Genomic DNA, 12,728 nt, shown 5'->3' with positions numbered 1-12,728 from the left:
GGACGATGCCGAAACGTGTGCTGATCGCCAACCGCGGGGAGATCGCCCGCCGGATCGCGCGCACCTGCCACCGGCTGGGCGTCGACTACGTGGCTGTTTATTCCGACGCCGACTCCGGAGCGGCCCACCTCGACGGCGCGGTCGAATCCGTCCACATCGGACCCTCGGCGGCCCGGGAAAGCTACCTTGACATCAACGCCGTGGTCGACGCGGCCCTGCGGACCGACTGCGACGCCGTGCACCCGGGGTACGGGTTCCTCTCGGAGAACCCGGAGTTCGCCGCACGCGTCACCGAAGCCGGTCTCCTCTACATCGGACCGGACGCCGCGACGATCGAAGCCATGGGGGACAAGGCCCGCGCCCGGGAACTGATGGCCGCGGCCGGCGTCCCGGTGCTGCCGGGATCCGAGCACGCGACGGAGTCGGCGGACGTCCTGCTCGCCGACGCCCGCCGGATCGGCTTCCCGGTGATCCTGAAGCCGGTCGCCGGGGGCGGCGGCAAAGGGATGCGCGTGGTGCACTCCGAGGCCGGGCTGCCCGAAGCCGTCGACGAGGCGGTCCGGCTCGGCCGGGCCGGGTTCGGCGACGGACGGCTGCTGGCCGAACGGTACGTCGCCGCGCCGCGGCACATCGAGGTCCAGGTCTTCGGCGACCGCCACGGAAACGTCATCCACCTCCTCGAACGCGAGTGCTCACTGCAACGGCGGCACCAGAAGATCGTCGAGGAGGCCCCGGCCCCGCACCTGCCGGCGACAACGCGCCACGCTCTGCTGGACGCGGCGGTTCGCGGCGCCACCGCGCTCGGCTACGTCGGGGCGGGCACGTTCGAGTTCATCCTCGACGGCGACGGCCGGTTCTTCTTCCTCGAGGTCAACACCCGGCTGCAGGTCGAGCACCCGGTCACCGAGGAGATCACCGGGCTCGACCTGGTCGAATGGCAGCTGCTCGTCGCCGACGGCGAGCCGCTCCCGCTGCCGCAGTGGCAGGTCCGCGCCACCGGGCACGCGATCGAGTGCCGGGTCTACGCCGAGGACCCCGAGCACGGGTTCCGGCCCGCGCCCGGTCACGCGGAGGTCGTCCGCTGGCCGGCGAACGTCCGCGTCGAGGCCGCGTTCGACGAGTCCGGCGCGGTACCGGGGTTCTACGACCCGATGGTCGCGAAGCTGGTCGCCACCGGTTCGGACCGCTCGGCCGCGCTCGCTCGCCTCAGGGCGGCGATCGAGAGCACCACGCTCGTCGGGCTGACGACCAACCTCGGCTTCCTCGCCGAACTGCTGGCCGAGCCGCGCGTCGCCGAGGGGCGAGTGGACACCCACCTCGTCGACGCCTTCACCGCTCGCCCCGTGGCGCACAGCCGGGACGCGCAGGCGCTCGCGTGCGCGGCGGCGATGGCGGTGCCTCTCCAGGAGCCGGGTGCTTCGCCGTGGACCGGCGCGCTCGGCGCGTTCGACCGCGCCGCGCTCGATCCGGAGGCTCCGCTCGGCCGGGTCGTCCTGCGGCATGACGGCCACGACCGCGAGGCCCGGCTGCTGACCCGCGACCGGGCCGGACTGCACGTCGGCACCGACGGCGGCCGGTTCACCGTCTTCGCCGAGCGTGGGCCGGACGGCCTGTTCGACGGCCGGATCGGGACCACCCGCTGGACGGGGTTGCCCACCGCGAACGGCTGCGAGATCGTCCTCGGCGGCCACCGGGTCGCCCTGGCGCGCCGCACCTTCGACGAAGGCGGCGGCGACGCCTCCGACGGCGCGGTGCGCACGCCGATGCCGGGGGTCGTCGTCGGCGTCGCGTGCGAACCCGGGGACCGGGTCGAAACGGGGGAGCTGCTGGTGGTCGTCGAGGCGATGAAGATGGAGAACCGGATCGTCGCGCCGTTCGCCGGGACCGTCGACCGCCTTTCCTGCGCCCTCAACGCCACCGTCACCGCCGACCAGGTCCTGGTCACCCTGAAACCCTGAAGGAGAACCCATGCCCGAAACCCTGCTGTTCGTCGGGGGCGCCCGGCCACTCAGCTTCAGCCTCGATATGGCGGCCGAGGCGCTGGCCCAGGCGGCGGCGCGCGGCTTGCGTGTGCACGTCACCAACACCGCCGACGTCCTCGCCGCCACCGAGGACGTCGTCGGGAAGGCCTCGGAGACGTCCACTGTGGACATCCTCAAGCCCGGCGAGTCCGCGGCCTGGGCGAAGGCGCAGGACGAGCACTTCGACGCCGTTTACGCACTCCAGGAGCTGGCCCAGGTCGCCGTGGCCGAGACGGCCGAAGCCGTGGGCGCGCCGGGCAACCCGCCCGAAGCCGTGCACCGCGTCCGGACCAAGGACGCCTGCCGGGAGGCACTGGCCGCCGCCGGGTTCCCCCAGCCGACCGTGCGGCTGTGCGCGGACGAAGCCGCGGCGGAAGCGTTCCTGGGCGAGTACGCGGGACCGTGGATCGTGAAACCGCGGGACGCCATGGGCAGCACCGGCGTGAGCCTGGTGACCAAGGCCGCTCAGCTGCCCGCGGCGATCGCGTTGCTGCCGGACGCGAAGCCGTTCCTCGTCGAACAGTTCGTCGAGGGCCCGGAGTTCAGCGTCGAAGGCGTCTTCCTCGGGGGTGAGCCGAAGATCCTCGCCGTGACGGCCAAGGAGAAGGTGCCGCCGCCGTTCTTCGTCGAGACCGGGCACGTCCTGCCCGCGCCGCTGCCGGACACCCGGCGCCTCGAGATCGAAGAGCAGGTGGCCGGCGCGCTGAAGACGCTGGGGCTGCGCGTCGGCGGCTTCCACGTCGAGCTGTGGCTCACCGCGGACGGCGTCGTGCTCGGCGAGGTGCACGGCCGCTTCGGCGGCGACTGGATCCACCGCATGCTCGCCCACGCCATCCCCGGTCTCGAGCTGTACGGGCTGGTGTTCGACGACATGCTGGGCCGTCCGGTCACCGGCGTCTCGCTGACGCCAAGCCGCGGTGCCGCCGTCCGGTACCTCACGCCGCCGCCCGGGCGCCTGGCCGCCGTCGAAGGCTGGGACGAGGTGCTCGCGCACCCGGCCGTCCTGCACGCGGAACTGGGCGTCGAACCCGGTGACGAAATCGCGCCCCTGCAGCGTTCCGGCGACCGCGTCGGCCTGATCGTCGTCGGCGCCGAGACGCCCGAAGCGGCGAGCGCGCTGGCCGCCGACCTCGTGGACTCGGTGAAGTTCGTGACCGAGTCCGGACCCGACCGCCTGCCGGGCCTGTGGGCCCTGCGCTGACCCCGAAGGAAGACACGGCCGACATGACCGACATCGGCATTCTCAGCACCGGCTCCTACCTGCCCGACCGCGTGGTTCCCAACGCCGAGATCGCCCCGGCGGCCGGCGTCGACGCGGCGTGGATCGAACGCAAGACCGGCATCCGCGAGCGCCGGCACGCGGCACCGGGCCAGGCGACGTCCAACCTGGCCGCGATCGCCGCGGATCGGGCTCTGCTCGCCGCCGGTCTGAGCTCGGAAGACGTCGACCACATCGTCGTCGCCACCTCCACCCCGGACCACCCGCAGCCCGCGACGGCCAGCCTGGTCCAGCACCTGATCGGCGCCCGCTCGGCTTCGGCCGTCGACGTCAACGCGGTGTGCAGCGGGTTCGTCTACGCGCTGGCGATGGCCCAGGGGCTGGTGCGTGACGGCGGGCACGCGCTGGTGATCGGCGCGGACATCTACTCCCGCATCCTGGACGCGCGTGACCGCAAGACCGCGATCCTGTTCGGTGACGGAGCGGGGGCGGTCGTGCTCGGCCCCGTTCCGGCGGGAGGGGGCGTCATCGGCACGCGGCTGCGCGGACACGGCGACGCCCACCGCCTCATCGGCGTGCGCGCGGGCGGCAGCCGCGTCCCCGCCTCGGTGCGCTCGGTCGCCGGCGGCGAGCACTTCTTCCGCATGGACGGCCGTGGCGTGCGCGAGTTCGTCACCGGACACGTCCCCGACGCGATCGCGGGTGCGCTGCGGGAAAGCGGCCTGCCGGCCACCGCGGTCGACCACTTCGTGCCGCACCAGGCGAACGGCGTCATGCTGCGCGAGCTGGGGGAAGCGCTCGACCTGCCCAACGCGGCCCTTCACCTGACCGTCGACCGCTTCGCCAACACCGGCGCGGCGTCCGTGCCGATCACCCTCGACGCCGCCCACCGCGCCGGCGCGCTGAACGTGGGTGACGTCGTGCTGCTCGCCGGGTTCGGCGGCGGCATGAACCTCGGCGTCGGCCTGTGCCGGTGGACCGCCGTGCCGCCGCGTCCCGAAGCCGGTGCCGAGGACCACGCCGTTTCCCTTTCCCACCACTGAGGTCCCACCACTGAGAAAGGCATGCCATGCCCGCGCTCCTGCCCCGCGGCGGACCACCCCGGCTGCTGGCCGTGGCGACCCTGGTCACGATGACCGGCTACGGCGTTTACCTGACCGCCGGCGTCCTGTACTTCACCCGCGTCGTCCAGCTGCCGGCCGTCCAGGTCGGCGCCGGGCTGACCATCGCGGGCGCGGTGTCGCTCGCGGCCGGGATCCCGTTCGGCCACCTCGCCGACCGCCACGGCGCCCGCACCGTTTACGCGCTCACACTCGTGCTCGGCGCGATCTCCATGACAGGACTGTGCCTGGCTCAGGACTTCTGGACGTTCGTGGTCTTCGCGAGCCTCGGCGCCGCGGCCCAGACGGCCGGGCCCGCCGCCCGCAGCCCGCTGGTGCAGGAGTACGGCGGCGACCGGCCCGCCGAGTTCCGTGGCTACCTGCGCTCGGTGACCAACCTCGGCATCGCGGTGGGCGCGTTGCTGGCCGGCTGGGGCGTCGCGGCCGACACGCGCAACGCGTACCTGCTGCTGATCGGCGGCAGCGCGCTGTCCTACGCGGCGAGCACGGCCATCGTCCTGTTCCTCCCGGCGGTCCCGCCGAAACCGGCCGGCGCGGGACCCCGCTGGGTTGCGCTGCGGGACCGGCCGTACCTGGTGCTGACGCTGCTGGACGGCGTGATGGCGATCCAGTACCGGGTGCTCACGGCGGCGGTCCCGCTCTGGCTGGTCGCCCGGACCACCGCGCCGAACTGGACGGTGTCCGGCGTGATGGTGGTCAACACGGTGATCGTGGTGTTCTTCCAGGTCCGGGCGAGCCGCCGGATCGACACGACCCACGCCGGCGCCGTGGCGTTCCGGCGCGCCGGCTTCGCTTTCTTCGCGGCATGCGTGGCGATCGCGGCGATGGCGGGCGCCCCGACGTGGCTGGCGCTCGTGTTCCTGCTGGCCGCGGTGGTGGTCCACACGATCGGCGAACTCTGGCAGGCGGCGGGCGGCTTCGAGCTGTCCTTCACCCTGGCGCCACCGCACGCGGTCGGCCAGTACCAGGGCTTGTTCGGGATGGGCTTGGGGCTCGGCGTGACGTTGGGACCGGCGGTGCTGATCGCCCTGTGCATCACGTGGGGGACGCCGGGCTGGTTCGTGATCGGTGGCATCTTCGCCGCCACCGGCTTGGCCGTTCCCGCGGTGGTGCGCTGGGCCGAGCGCGACCGGTCGCGGCGGGTCGATGCCGAGCCACAGGTCGCGTGATCGCACCTTCTCGTGCGTTCGCGACGGCGTTCTGCTCTGCGACTTTCACCAAGGCGGCAGACCGGACGGAGGCGGGAATTGGTTCATCCAGATCACGCGAGCCGCATATCCCGGTGGCCGGCTCCCTTGCGTGACGGAGTCATCGGCTTCCTGGAAAATGTCTCTGTCGAATCGGTCAGTGAACTCGCTCCCGGCGTGCTGCTTGATTGGGGCAGCGCGATGGCTGACGGATTCGAGCTGTGGACGGCTCGGCTCGCGTTGGAAGTGTCTCCGGTGGGCTTCCTCGCGACCTCAAGCGCTACACGATCGAAATGATCGACATGGCAGCCGCGGTCTACCGCCCGTCGCTCGCTCAGGTCGCCCGGGCGTTCGTTGCCCGGGAGTTGCAGGGCAAGGCCCATGCGCTGGCCGGCGTCGCCAACGCCTTGCCGCCGACTGCCGAACTCGCCGAGCTGACCGGGCAGATCCTGCAGATCGGAGAGATGCAGGAACCGGCCGAGCTCGCGCAGTTCGCCACCCGCGTCCGCGCCGACGAAGCCGAGGCTGACCTGGCCGATCCAGTGACGCGCAGACGATCGCCGAATTTCGCCAGCGGTCCGGCCTCGACGTCGAACCCGCAGGCTGATCAAGCAGGATGTGGGCGGGCAGGCCCGGCTTAGACGCGCTGGGCGACCTGGAGGCTCGCCGGATCGCGGCCCTGCTCGGCGAATTTCCTCCCCGGCGGTCGAGGCATCACCTGCAGCGGGTGGCGTCCGTGCCTTGAGTCAAAGCTGGTCAGCGACAGGGCCGGTCCGCGGCGCGTCGGGGCGCTATGGTGAATCGCCGGAAATGCACCGTCACGGCTACGCACATCCGAGACGGCAACTGGGGCAGGGGCGTGATCATTCGTGGTCCGAGGGGGGACAAGGTGCGTAGGCGAGGTAATCACGAGCAGATCGACCCCGCGGTGCGGGCAGCACGCATCACCCGCCGCGGAACCGTCGTCACGGCCATGGCCACGGTGATCGCCGCGTTGATCGGCGGCCTTTTCGCGGCTTACAAGGTGGGCAACGACCAAGGCGCGGCCGGTGTCCCCCCGATGACGGTGACCGTCACGACCACGGTGTCCGGGGCGAACCCGTCCTCCGCGCCGGTGCCGCCGTCCGGCGTGGCCACGAGTGGAGTGCCGGCCCAGGTGCGGATCCCGTCCGGTTCCGGGATCGACTTCGACGCGGCCGATCCCCGGCCGGCGAAAGCCGACGGCCCCAACGGAGACATCGATCTCTACTACGACGGCGGGCTGAACGCGAACCGATCGGCGTTGTACCGCTATTCGGGCCCGGAAAGCGAGGTGACCGCCGGCTGCCGCAACGCGGTCCCTCCAGCGGGTACATCGTGCTGAACTACCGGATGGTCACCGAAGGGGGGTGAGAGCGCCCTGGTCCTCGGCGGTGAGGATCGCGACCATGGCGGCCACCGTCCCTGTCGCAGCGATCGACGAGTGGTTCTGATCGACTTCGGTACCGCCCCTAGGACGCCGGCTCGACGTCCTCGCGGAGCGACTCGAGTTCGGCGGGGATCGCGTGGCGCTGCACCAGCTGCTGGATGGTCGACGGATCGCGGTGGGGGCGCGGCGGCGCGGTGATGAGCCAGGCCCGCCAGTCGGCGAGTACGCTGTCCCAGGGTGCCCGGAGGGTGGCGAGCTTCGTGTCGAGGTCCGCGGGCGGCTTCCCGTCCACGGCGGCGTACGCCGCTTGACCGACCTGCCAGGCGTCCGCCTCGAAGGACAACCCCAGCTGGTACATCCGGTAGGCCTGCCCGTACTGCACGAACGTCTGATCGAACCGCTTCTCCAGGTTCTTGAACCGGCCCTGGAACGTCTCGTTGTCGATCGGCATCCGCGGGTGGTTCGGCCACTTCGGGGCGGCGGTGTAGTCCCTCTGGAAGTCCCGCACCTCCCGGCAGGAGAGCTGCCACGCGGCTTTTTTCTCTTGCAGTTGCTTGTGCACATCGGCGTTGTACGGGATGGATTCGGACCATTGCCGCGCCTCCTTTTCCTCCTCCCCGCTCAGCTCGCCGCCGGCCTTCTGCGCGATCCGGACCACGTCCAGGGCCATGTTGAGGGTCTTCGCGACCGAGTCGGCAATGGTGTTGTCGTCCCGCCGTTCGGTCTTCTTCTTCTGCGAATCCGCCTTGCTTTCCTGGGCGCACAGCAGCCGCGCAGCGCGGAAGAACTGCTCGGCGTGGCGGCTTTCGTGGAGAACGGTGTCCGCCAGTTCGGCGCGCTGCTGCGTGTTGAGGGCGGGCTGTTGCAGGGAATCGGGGGATACGTCGAGGATCCAGGTGGCGGGGTGGAAGGTGCCGGACACGCTGCCGCCGGTTCCGGTCAGACCGGGGAGCAGGCTGATCTTCGGGACGCCGATCTGGCCGAGCCTCTCGTTGATGGCGGTGGCGAGCGCCTTCCTGCGGGAGGTTACGTCGGCCGTGGGAGCACTCCAGCCATCGAACGCACCGGTCAAGCTGCCGACGAAGCCGCCGACGTCGGCGGCCAGCCCGGTCGCCCGCTGCACGACGGGAACGCGCGACCCCGTGATCACGCCTTGAACCGCCCGGTTCCCGGCCTGCTCCTGCAGAGCAAGCAGCAGCCGCTCCGAACCGCGGAGATTCGCACGCCGGTCCACCGACCGGGCGGCCGGTGCGCCCCTCGATCGTTCGCCACGGTCCATCGAGTCCGTTACTCGGGCCATCGAATCACTGTTCCGGCCGAGGCGATCACCGGGAACGGGCGCCCGGGAAGCAGCGGAGGCGGAGATCCCTGCCCCCAGGGGCAAGACCGGCAAGGCAACGGCCGGCGGTGGTGTCGTGGTGGATCGTCCCCCCGCGGGCTGTGCCGGGCTGCCGGCGCTCCTGCGCGTGGTTGGGACACCGCGCTGCTCGGAGTGCGCTGGGGCCCGCTGTGCGTGACTCTGCCGCGGGCGGTGAGTTCCTGTTCGGCTCGTCGCGCGAGGGTGGTGAACAGGCCGGTCAGTTCGACGCGGGCCAACGGGGTGCCGATGCACCAGACCGCGCTCAGGCGCAGCCTGCGCGAGCCTGGCGGCACCCACGCTGGCGCGTTCGGCCGTTACGGGCAGCTTCTGCGCCGTTATGTCGACAGCGCGCAGGGGCTCGCTCCCGGTATGCCCCGGTTGATGCATCCGGAGACCTCGCCCGGGTCGGTCCTGACGCGGGGGCTGCATCACGTCGTCACCTCCGGCGTGCTGCGTCCCGTGGTGGAGAAGATGGTGATCACTTCGCAGGAGCACGAGCCGCGGCTGCCCGAGGGTCTGGCCGGCAATAGACCTTTCGGAGCGACAGCCGTGGCGGCTCCGTCAGGTACGGGTGCTTCCAGTCCTGCCTGGGGGCCTACCTGCTGCAGGCCCCCAGGCGTGGCTTCACCATGGCGAAGCTCAGAACCAGTGCGCGCGCCCGCCGATCTTGCGCCCGGTCCCGCCCAGCACGGCCAGGATGACCCCGGCGACAGCCAGGACGATGCCGATCGTGTACAGCACGGGGATGCCGACGAGGAAACCGATGACGAGGAGGATGACGCCGAGAACGATCATGCTGGTAAAGCTCTCTTTCACTGGGAGGCACCGCACCTGGCGGCGGAGCCGTTTGCTTCGGGCCGTGATTGCCCACGAGTCCGGCCGGTCAAACAAGTGTCTTCATCCGATCGAGAACGGCGGCGAGGTCCCGGCCCGGCCGCGAGGAGGGGATTCACGCTCGATGGCTGATCTCGCCTGACCGGAGGAGCGGCGGATGGCCAAGAGCACGGTGTCGTCGGCGTAGGTGACGACGTCGTGTCGCCTGTTGTCCCGACGAGGACGGGTTCGGGGTGGCCGCCGTTGGCGAGCTGGGTGTGGCCGGTGGTGGGGTCGATGCGGGCCAGCAGCACGGTCGCCATGAGGTCGGGGTTGATCGTGGTGAGGGTGTGGGAGGCGTGGGCGAGGCCCGGCGGCCGGCTGACCGGCGACCACGAACAGCGCGCCACCATCCTCGATTGCCTGCGGTAGCGGAGAAAGGTGCGAGGGCGGGTGTCCAGTCGAGACACCGTAACCGCGGAAGTTCGGGTATCACCTGGGCACGGCCGTGACCACGATGTTGTCCCGGTAGCTCCTGTCCGCCCGGTCGAAAGTGCCGCCGCAGGTGAACAGCGTGACGCGGGGACTGCCGGTGGTCGCGAAGTAGGGCTGCAGGTCGATCTTGTCCTTGGGTATCTGCTCCCGCGCCACGACGACGTAGGAGCGGGTCACGCCATCCTCGCCGGTGAGTGACAGGGCCGATCCCGGGTTGAGTTCCCGCAAGCGGAAGAACGCTCCGGGACCGGCGGCGGCGCTGTCGACATGGCCGCCGATCACGAGCGAACCGGCGGGGGCGTCCAGCGCAGGTCCGAACCGATACCAGCCGACGGTGTCGACGCTCGGCGGAACCGAGAAAGCGCCGGTCTGGTCGACCCCCGCCGGCGTGACCTTCGCCGTGACGCCGATCAGGGGAATGGTCAGGAGAACCGGCCGGACAGCGGGTTTCGGGGCCGTCGGCCGTGCGGATCCGGTGGGAGGCGGCACCACGGCCGGTACCGGTTCCTCCAGCCGGGTGACGATCACCGCTGTGCTGCCGGGGTCCGGTTTGGTGCTCAGCAGGGTCCCGGTCGCGATCGCCAGCACCCCGGTGGTGATCAGCGCGACGGCAGCGGGGCGGTGCGCCCCGGCGAATCGCCGTGGCGCACCGCTGCCTCGATCTCGGTTCACCGGGTTCGCGTGTCCGCGCGCCGCCGGAAAAGCAAGACGATTCCGAGGAGTACGAGGACGACGCCGCTCACGGACAGTGCAGACCACCAGGCACCGGCGTTGTCATCAGCCAGCCCGCCGGTACCGGTGGGCATCGAGGACGGCGCGCCGCCCAGGTCCTTGATCGTCTGCGCGGTGAGCGCGAGCGTCTTTGCGCCGGCGGAACCGATCGCGTACACGATCGTCGAGGTCCCCGGCGCGAGGTCCAGGTCCTTCGGGCCGAGCACCACGGTGCTGGTCCCGGCGAGGGTCACGTCGGCGTTCACCGTTCCCGCGGGCAAGTCGGCCTTCGCTTCGTTCGGGTTGGTCAGACCGGGGAACACCGGCTTGCCCGCTGCACGGACGTCCACCGCGGGCGCCGCCGCGGTGTGCCGCACGACGAGCCGCGCCTTGCCCGCGGCGATCATCGCGGTGTCGTTGACGAACGCGGTCAGCGCCGGCTTGTCCGCGGTGTCGAGGTGCGCCACCAGGCTGAGGTTCTTGCCGCCCGGCACCGAGAGACTCTTGTTCTCCAGCAACGCACTGCTCGCCGGCTCACCCGGCTTGGTCAGCGCGACGTCATAGGTGCCGGCGGCCAGGCTGAGGGGGCCGGCGACGCTAGCGGGCTGGAAGTTGTCGAGGGTCTTCTTCCCGTTGACGTAGACGTCGACCGGCTGGCCGGGAATCCCGTGCACCACCGACACCATCGACTCGTCGGCCGCGGTCGCGACCCCGGGCAGAACGACCGGCAGCGTGGCCAGGATTCCGGCTGAAGCCAGCAAGGCGAGCGAGCGCAAGGGGGCTTTCATCAGCTGCTCCTTCGGGGACGACGGTTCAGGTGCTTGTCGATTCGTCCGGAACCACCCGGCCGGATGCAGTCCTGCGGCGGTTTTCCGCCGAAACATCCCGCGCCTGCACGCATCCGCACCGGGCTCGGTGGACGTACTTCCTTCGCTGGAACTCTGTCCCGGCCGGGTCCGCTGCGAACTCCTTGAGGAAGCGACGATGCTGATGACCAAAGGTGTCGCCTCGCCGCCGCCTGCGGCTATGGTGTCGTTCGTGTCCGAAGATGCCGCGACGAGCGACACGGCCGACGATCTCCCCTGGCGGTTCGCCGCCGGTGAGCCGGAGACCTTGCGCGTCGTGTTCGACCGGCACGGGCCCGCGGTGCAGCGCCTGGCCAGGGCCAGCCTGCGCGACCCCGCCGACGTCGACGACGTCGTGCAGGCGACCTTCGTCTCCGCGTGGAACGGCCGTCGGACCTACGACCCGGAGAAGGCCGGGTTGCTGGCCTGGCTGCTGGGGATCACGCGGCGCCGCATCGTCGACCTGCTGCGGGCACGTGGACGCCAGCAGCGGGACAGCGACGCGGCCGCCGCTGTCGCACCGGCGGAAGGGTTCACGGCCGAATCGCCGGAACGCGTGCTGGACCGCCTGGTCGTCGCCGACGGTCTGACCCGGCTGCCGGAGTCTCAGCGGGAGGTGCTCCAACTGGCCTTCTATGCTGATCTGACACACACGCAGATAGCCGAGCAAACCGGGCTGCCGCTGGGCACGGTCAAGAGCCATCTCCGCCGCGGGATGCAGAACCTGCGCTCTCAGCTCGACCGCGCACCGGAGGAGGTGAACGATGTCGCACCCGGATCCCGATCGTCTCGTGCTGCTCGCCCTTGACGAACAACCGCCCGGCCCGGACGACACCGCCCACCTCGACCGGTGCGCCGACTGCCGGGAAGAGCTCGAATCGCTGCGTGCCGTCGCGGGACTCGGTCGCGAGACGGTGACGGAAACGTCGCTGCCGCCGGTGCGGGAAGCCATTTGGGACCGGATCGCCACCGAAACCGGTCAGGCGCCCCGCTCGCCGTCAGCTGAAGGCAGCGGCCAGGTGCTGCCCTTCCACGGCCCGGGTGGCGATCGGGCAAGCGATCGCCGGTTCTCCCGCAGGGCCCGGTATGCCGTTGTCGCGGCCGTTGCCGCGGCGATCGGTGTGATCGGCACGTTGATCGCCGTCGACACTGGGGGCCAGGACGACCGGGTCGTCGCCCAGGCTCAGCTGAATCGCCAGGCATCTGCACCCGCCGGTGCGGCCGGCGTGGTCCGGATCGTCGACACGGGGACGGGCACGTTGCGGCTCAGAGTCCAGCTGACCGGCATGCCCGCTCCGACCGGGCTGTACGAGATCTGGCTCTTCGACGGCACCAAGACGATGATTCCGCTCGGCGTGACGGCGGGCACCGAAGCCGATGTCTCGGTGCCTCCGAATCTCGCGTTGAGCAGCTATCCGGTCGTCGACATTTCCGCACAGGAGCTTGGGCAGCAAGAACACGGCGTCAGCATGTTGCAAGGAACCCTCGGCACCTGACCGGGATTCCTGCATCCGTTCGACGGACTTGCCGCGTATCCCCCGTGTCCAG

13 protein-coding genes are annotated in these 12,728 nt (G+C 70.9%); 8 read left to right on the top strand and 5 right to left on the bottom strand.

Annotation, left to right across the window (positions count from 1 at the left end):
• Positions 1-5 precede the first annotated feature (5 nt).
• From VA596_RS28440 to VA596_RS28415, 6 genes are all read left to right on the top strand, one after another.
• Positions 6-1,958, top strand: a complete 1,953-nt coding sequence (locus VA596_RS28440; RefSeq protein ID WP_323331244.1) for an acetyl/propionyl/methylcrotonyl-CoA carboxylase subunit alpha — start codon at positions 6-8, stop codon at positions 1,956-1,958.
• 10 nt (positions 1,959-1,968) lie between these two features.
• The gene (locus VA596_RS28435) at positions 1,969-3,222 is read left to right on the top strand and encodes an ATP-grasp domain-containing protein (RefSeq protein ID WP_323331243.1); all 1,254 of its coding nucleotides are present in this window, start codon (positions 1,969-1,971) and stop codon (positions 3,220-3,222) included.
• A gap of 23 nt (positions 3,223-3,245) precedes the next feature.
• Positions 3,246-4,283 carry a 3-oxoacyl-ACP synthase III family protein gene (locus VA596_RS28430; RefSeq protein ID WP_323331242.1) on the top strand — a complete coding sequence of 346 codons (1,038 nt, stop codon included), beginning with the start codon at positions 3,246-3,248 and terminating at the stop codon, positions 4,281-4,283.
• Between the two features lie 26 nt (positions 4,284-4,309).
• Positions 4,310-5,530 (top strand): MFS transporter, encoded by a 1,221-nt coding sequence (locus tag VA596_RS28425; RefSeq protein ID WP_323331241.1) that lies wholly within the window; start codon positions 4,310-4,312, stop codon positions 5,528-5,530.
• Positions 5,531-5,841: 311 nt separating this feature from the next.
• The gene (locus VA596_RS28420) at positions 5,842-6,189 is read left to right on the top strand and encodes a hypothetical protein (protein WP_323331240.1); all 348 of its coding nucleotides are present in this window, start codon (positions 5,842-5,844) and stop codon (positions 6,187-6,189) included.
• A 287-nt stretch (positions 6,190-6,476) separates the two neighbouring features.
• Positions 6,477-6,911 (top strand): hypothetical protein, encoded by a 435-nt coding sequence (locus VA596_RS28415; protein ID WP_323331239.1) that lies wholly within the window; start codon positions 6,477-6,479, stop codon positions 6,909-6,911.
• A gap of 127 nt (positions 6,912-7,038) precedes the next feature.
• Here VA596_RS28415 and VA596_RS28410 read toward each other — a convergent pair whose 3' ends face one another.
• The 5 genes from VA596_RS28410 to VA596_RS28390 form a co-directional block, all read right to left on the bottom strand.
• Positions 7,039-8,235, bottom strand: coding sequence for a hypothetical protein (locus tag VA596_RS28410; protein WP_323331238.1), 1,197 nt, complete (start codon positions 8,233-8,235; stop codon positions 7,039-7,041).
• 720 nt (positions 8,236-8,955) lie between these two features.
• Positions 8,956-9,111, bottom strand: a complete 156-nt coding sequence (locus VA596_RS28405; RefSeq protein ID WP_323331237.1) for a hypothetical protein — start codon at positions 9,109-9,111, stop codon at positions 8,956-8,958.
• Between the two features lie 17 nt (positions 9,112-9,128).
• Positions 9,129-9,452, bottom strand: a complete 324-nt coding sequence (locus tag VA596_RS28400; RefSeq protein WP_410171934.1) for a SpoIIE family protein phosphatase — start codon at positions 9,450-9,452, stop codon at positions 9,129-9,131.
• Positions 9,453-9,621: 169 nt separating this feature from the next.
• The gene (locus VA596_RS28395; protein WP_323331235.1) at positions 9,622-10,152 is read right to left on the bottom strand and encodes a class F sortase; all 531 of its coding nucleotides are present in this window, start codon (positions 10,150-10,152) and stop codon (positions 9,622-9,624) included.
• A 140-nt stretch (positions 10,153-10,292) separates the two neighbouring features.
• Positions 10,293-11,123 (bottom strand): DUF4397 domain-containing protein, encoded by an 831-nt coding sequence (locus VA596_RS28390; RefSeq protein ID WP_323331234.1) that lies wholly within the window; start codon positions 11,121-11,123, stop codon positions 10,293-10,295.
• A gap of 196 nt (positions 11,124-11,319) precedes the next feature.
• On the opposite strand from VA596_RS28390, the gene VA596_RS28385 reads away from it, so the two are divergent.
• Complete coding sequence (locus tag VA596_RS28385; protein ID WP_323331233.1) at positions 11,320-11,988, top strand: RNA polymerase sigma factor; 669 nt, start codon at positions 11,320-11,322, stop codon at positions 11,986-11,988.
• The gene (locus VA596_RS28380; protein ID WP_323331232.1) at positions 11,945-12,676 is read left to right on the top strand and encodes an anti-sigma factor; all 732 of its coding nucleotides are present in this window, start codon (positions 11,945-11,947) and stop codon (positions 12,674-12,676) included. Before VA596_RS28385 ends, VA596_RS28380 begins: the two co-directional genes overlap by 44 nt.
• The last annotated feature ends 52 nt before the right edge of the window (positions 12,677-12,728 follow it).

Source organism: Amycolatopsis heterodermiae, from assembly GCF_034929455.1.
Lineage (GTDB): Bacteria > Actinomycetota > Actinomycetes > Mycobacteriales > Pseudonocardiaceae > Amycolatopsis > Amycolatopsis heterodermiae.
This window is presented reverse-complemented; position numbering and strand designations above follow the sequence as displayed.

Coding starts and splice junctions, on each gene's coding strand:
- VA596_RS28440 (WP_323331244.1), top strand. CDS start 6: ATGCCGAAACGTGTGCTGATCGCCAACCGCGGGGAGATCGCCCGCCGG.
- VA596_RS28435 (WP_323331243.1), top strand. CDS start 1,969: ATGCCCGAAACCCTGCTGTTCGTCGGGGGCGCCCGGCCACTCAGCTTC.
- VA596_RS28430 (WP_323331242.1), top strand. CDS start 3,246: ATGACCGACATCGGCATTCTCAGCACCGGCTCCTACCTGCCCGACCGC.
- VA596_RS28425 (WP_323331241.1), top strand. CDS start 4,310: ATGCCCGCGCTCCTGCCCCGCGGCGGACCACCCCGGCTGCTGGCCGTG.
- VA596_RS28420 (WP_323331240.1), top strand. CDS start 5,842: ATGATCGACATGGCAGCCGCGGTCTACCGCCCGTCGCTCGCTCAGGTC.
- VA596_RS28410 (WP_323331238.1), bottom strand. CDS start 8,235: ATGGACCGTGGCGAACGATCGAGGGGCGCACCGGCCGCCCGGTCGGTG.
- VA596_RS28405 (WP_323331237.1), bottom strand. CDS start 9,111: ATGATCGTTCTCGGCGTCATCCTCCTCGTCATCGGTTTCCTCGTCGGC.
- VA596_RS28400 (WP_410171934.1), bottom strand. CDS start 9,452: ATGGCGACCGTGCTGCTGGCCCGCATCGACCCCACCACCGGCCACACC.
- VA596_RS28390 (WP_323331234.1), bottom strand. CDS start 11,123: ATGAAAGCCCCCTTGCGCTCGCTCGCCTTGCTGGCTTCAGCCGGAATC.
- VA596_RS28385 (WP_323331233.1), top strand. CDS start 11,320: ATGCTGATGACCAAAGGTGTCGCCTCGCCGCCGCCTGCGGCTATGGTG.
- VA596_RS28380 (WP_323331232.1), top strand. CDS start 11,945: ATGTCGCACCCGGATCCCGATCGTCTCGTGCTGCTCGCCCTTGACGAA.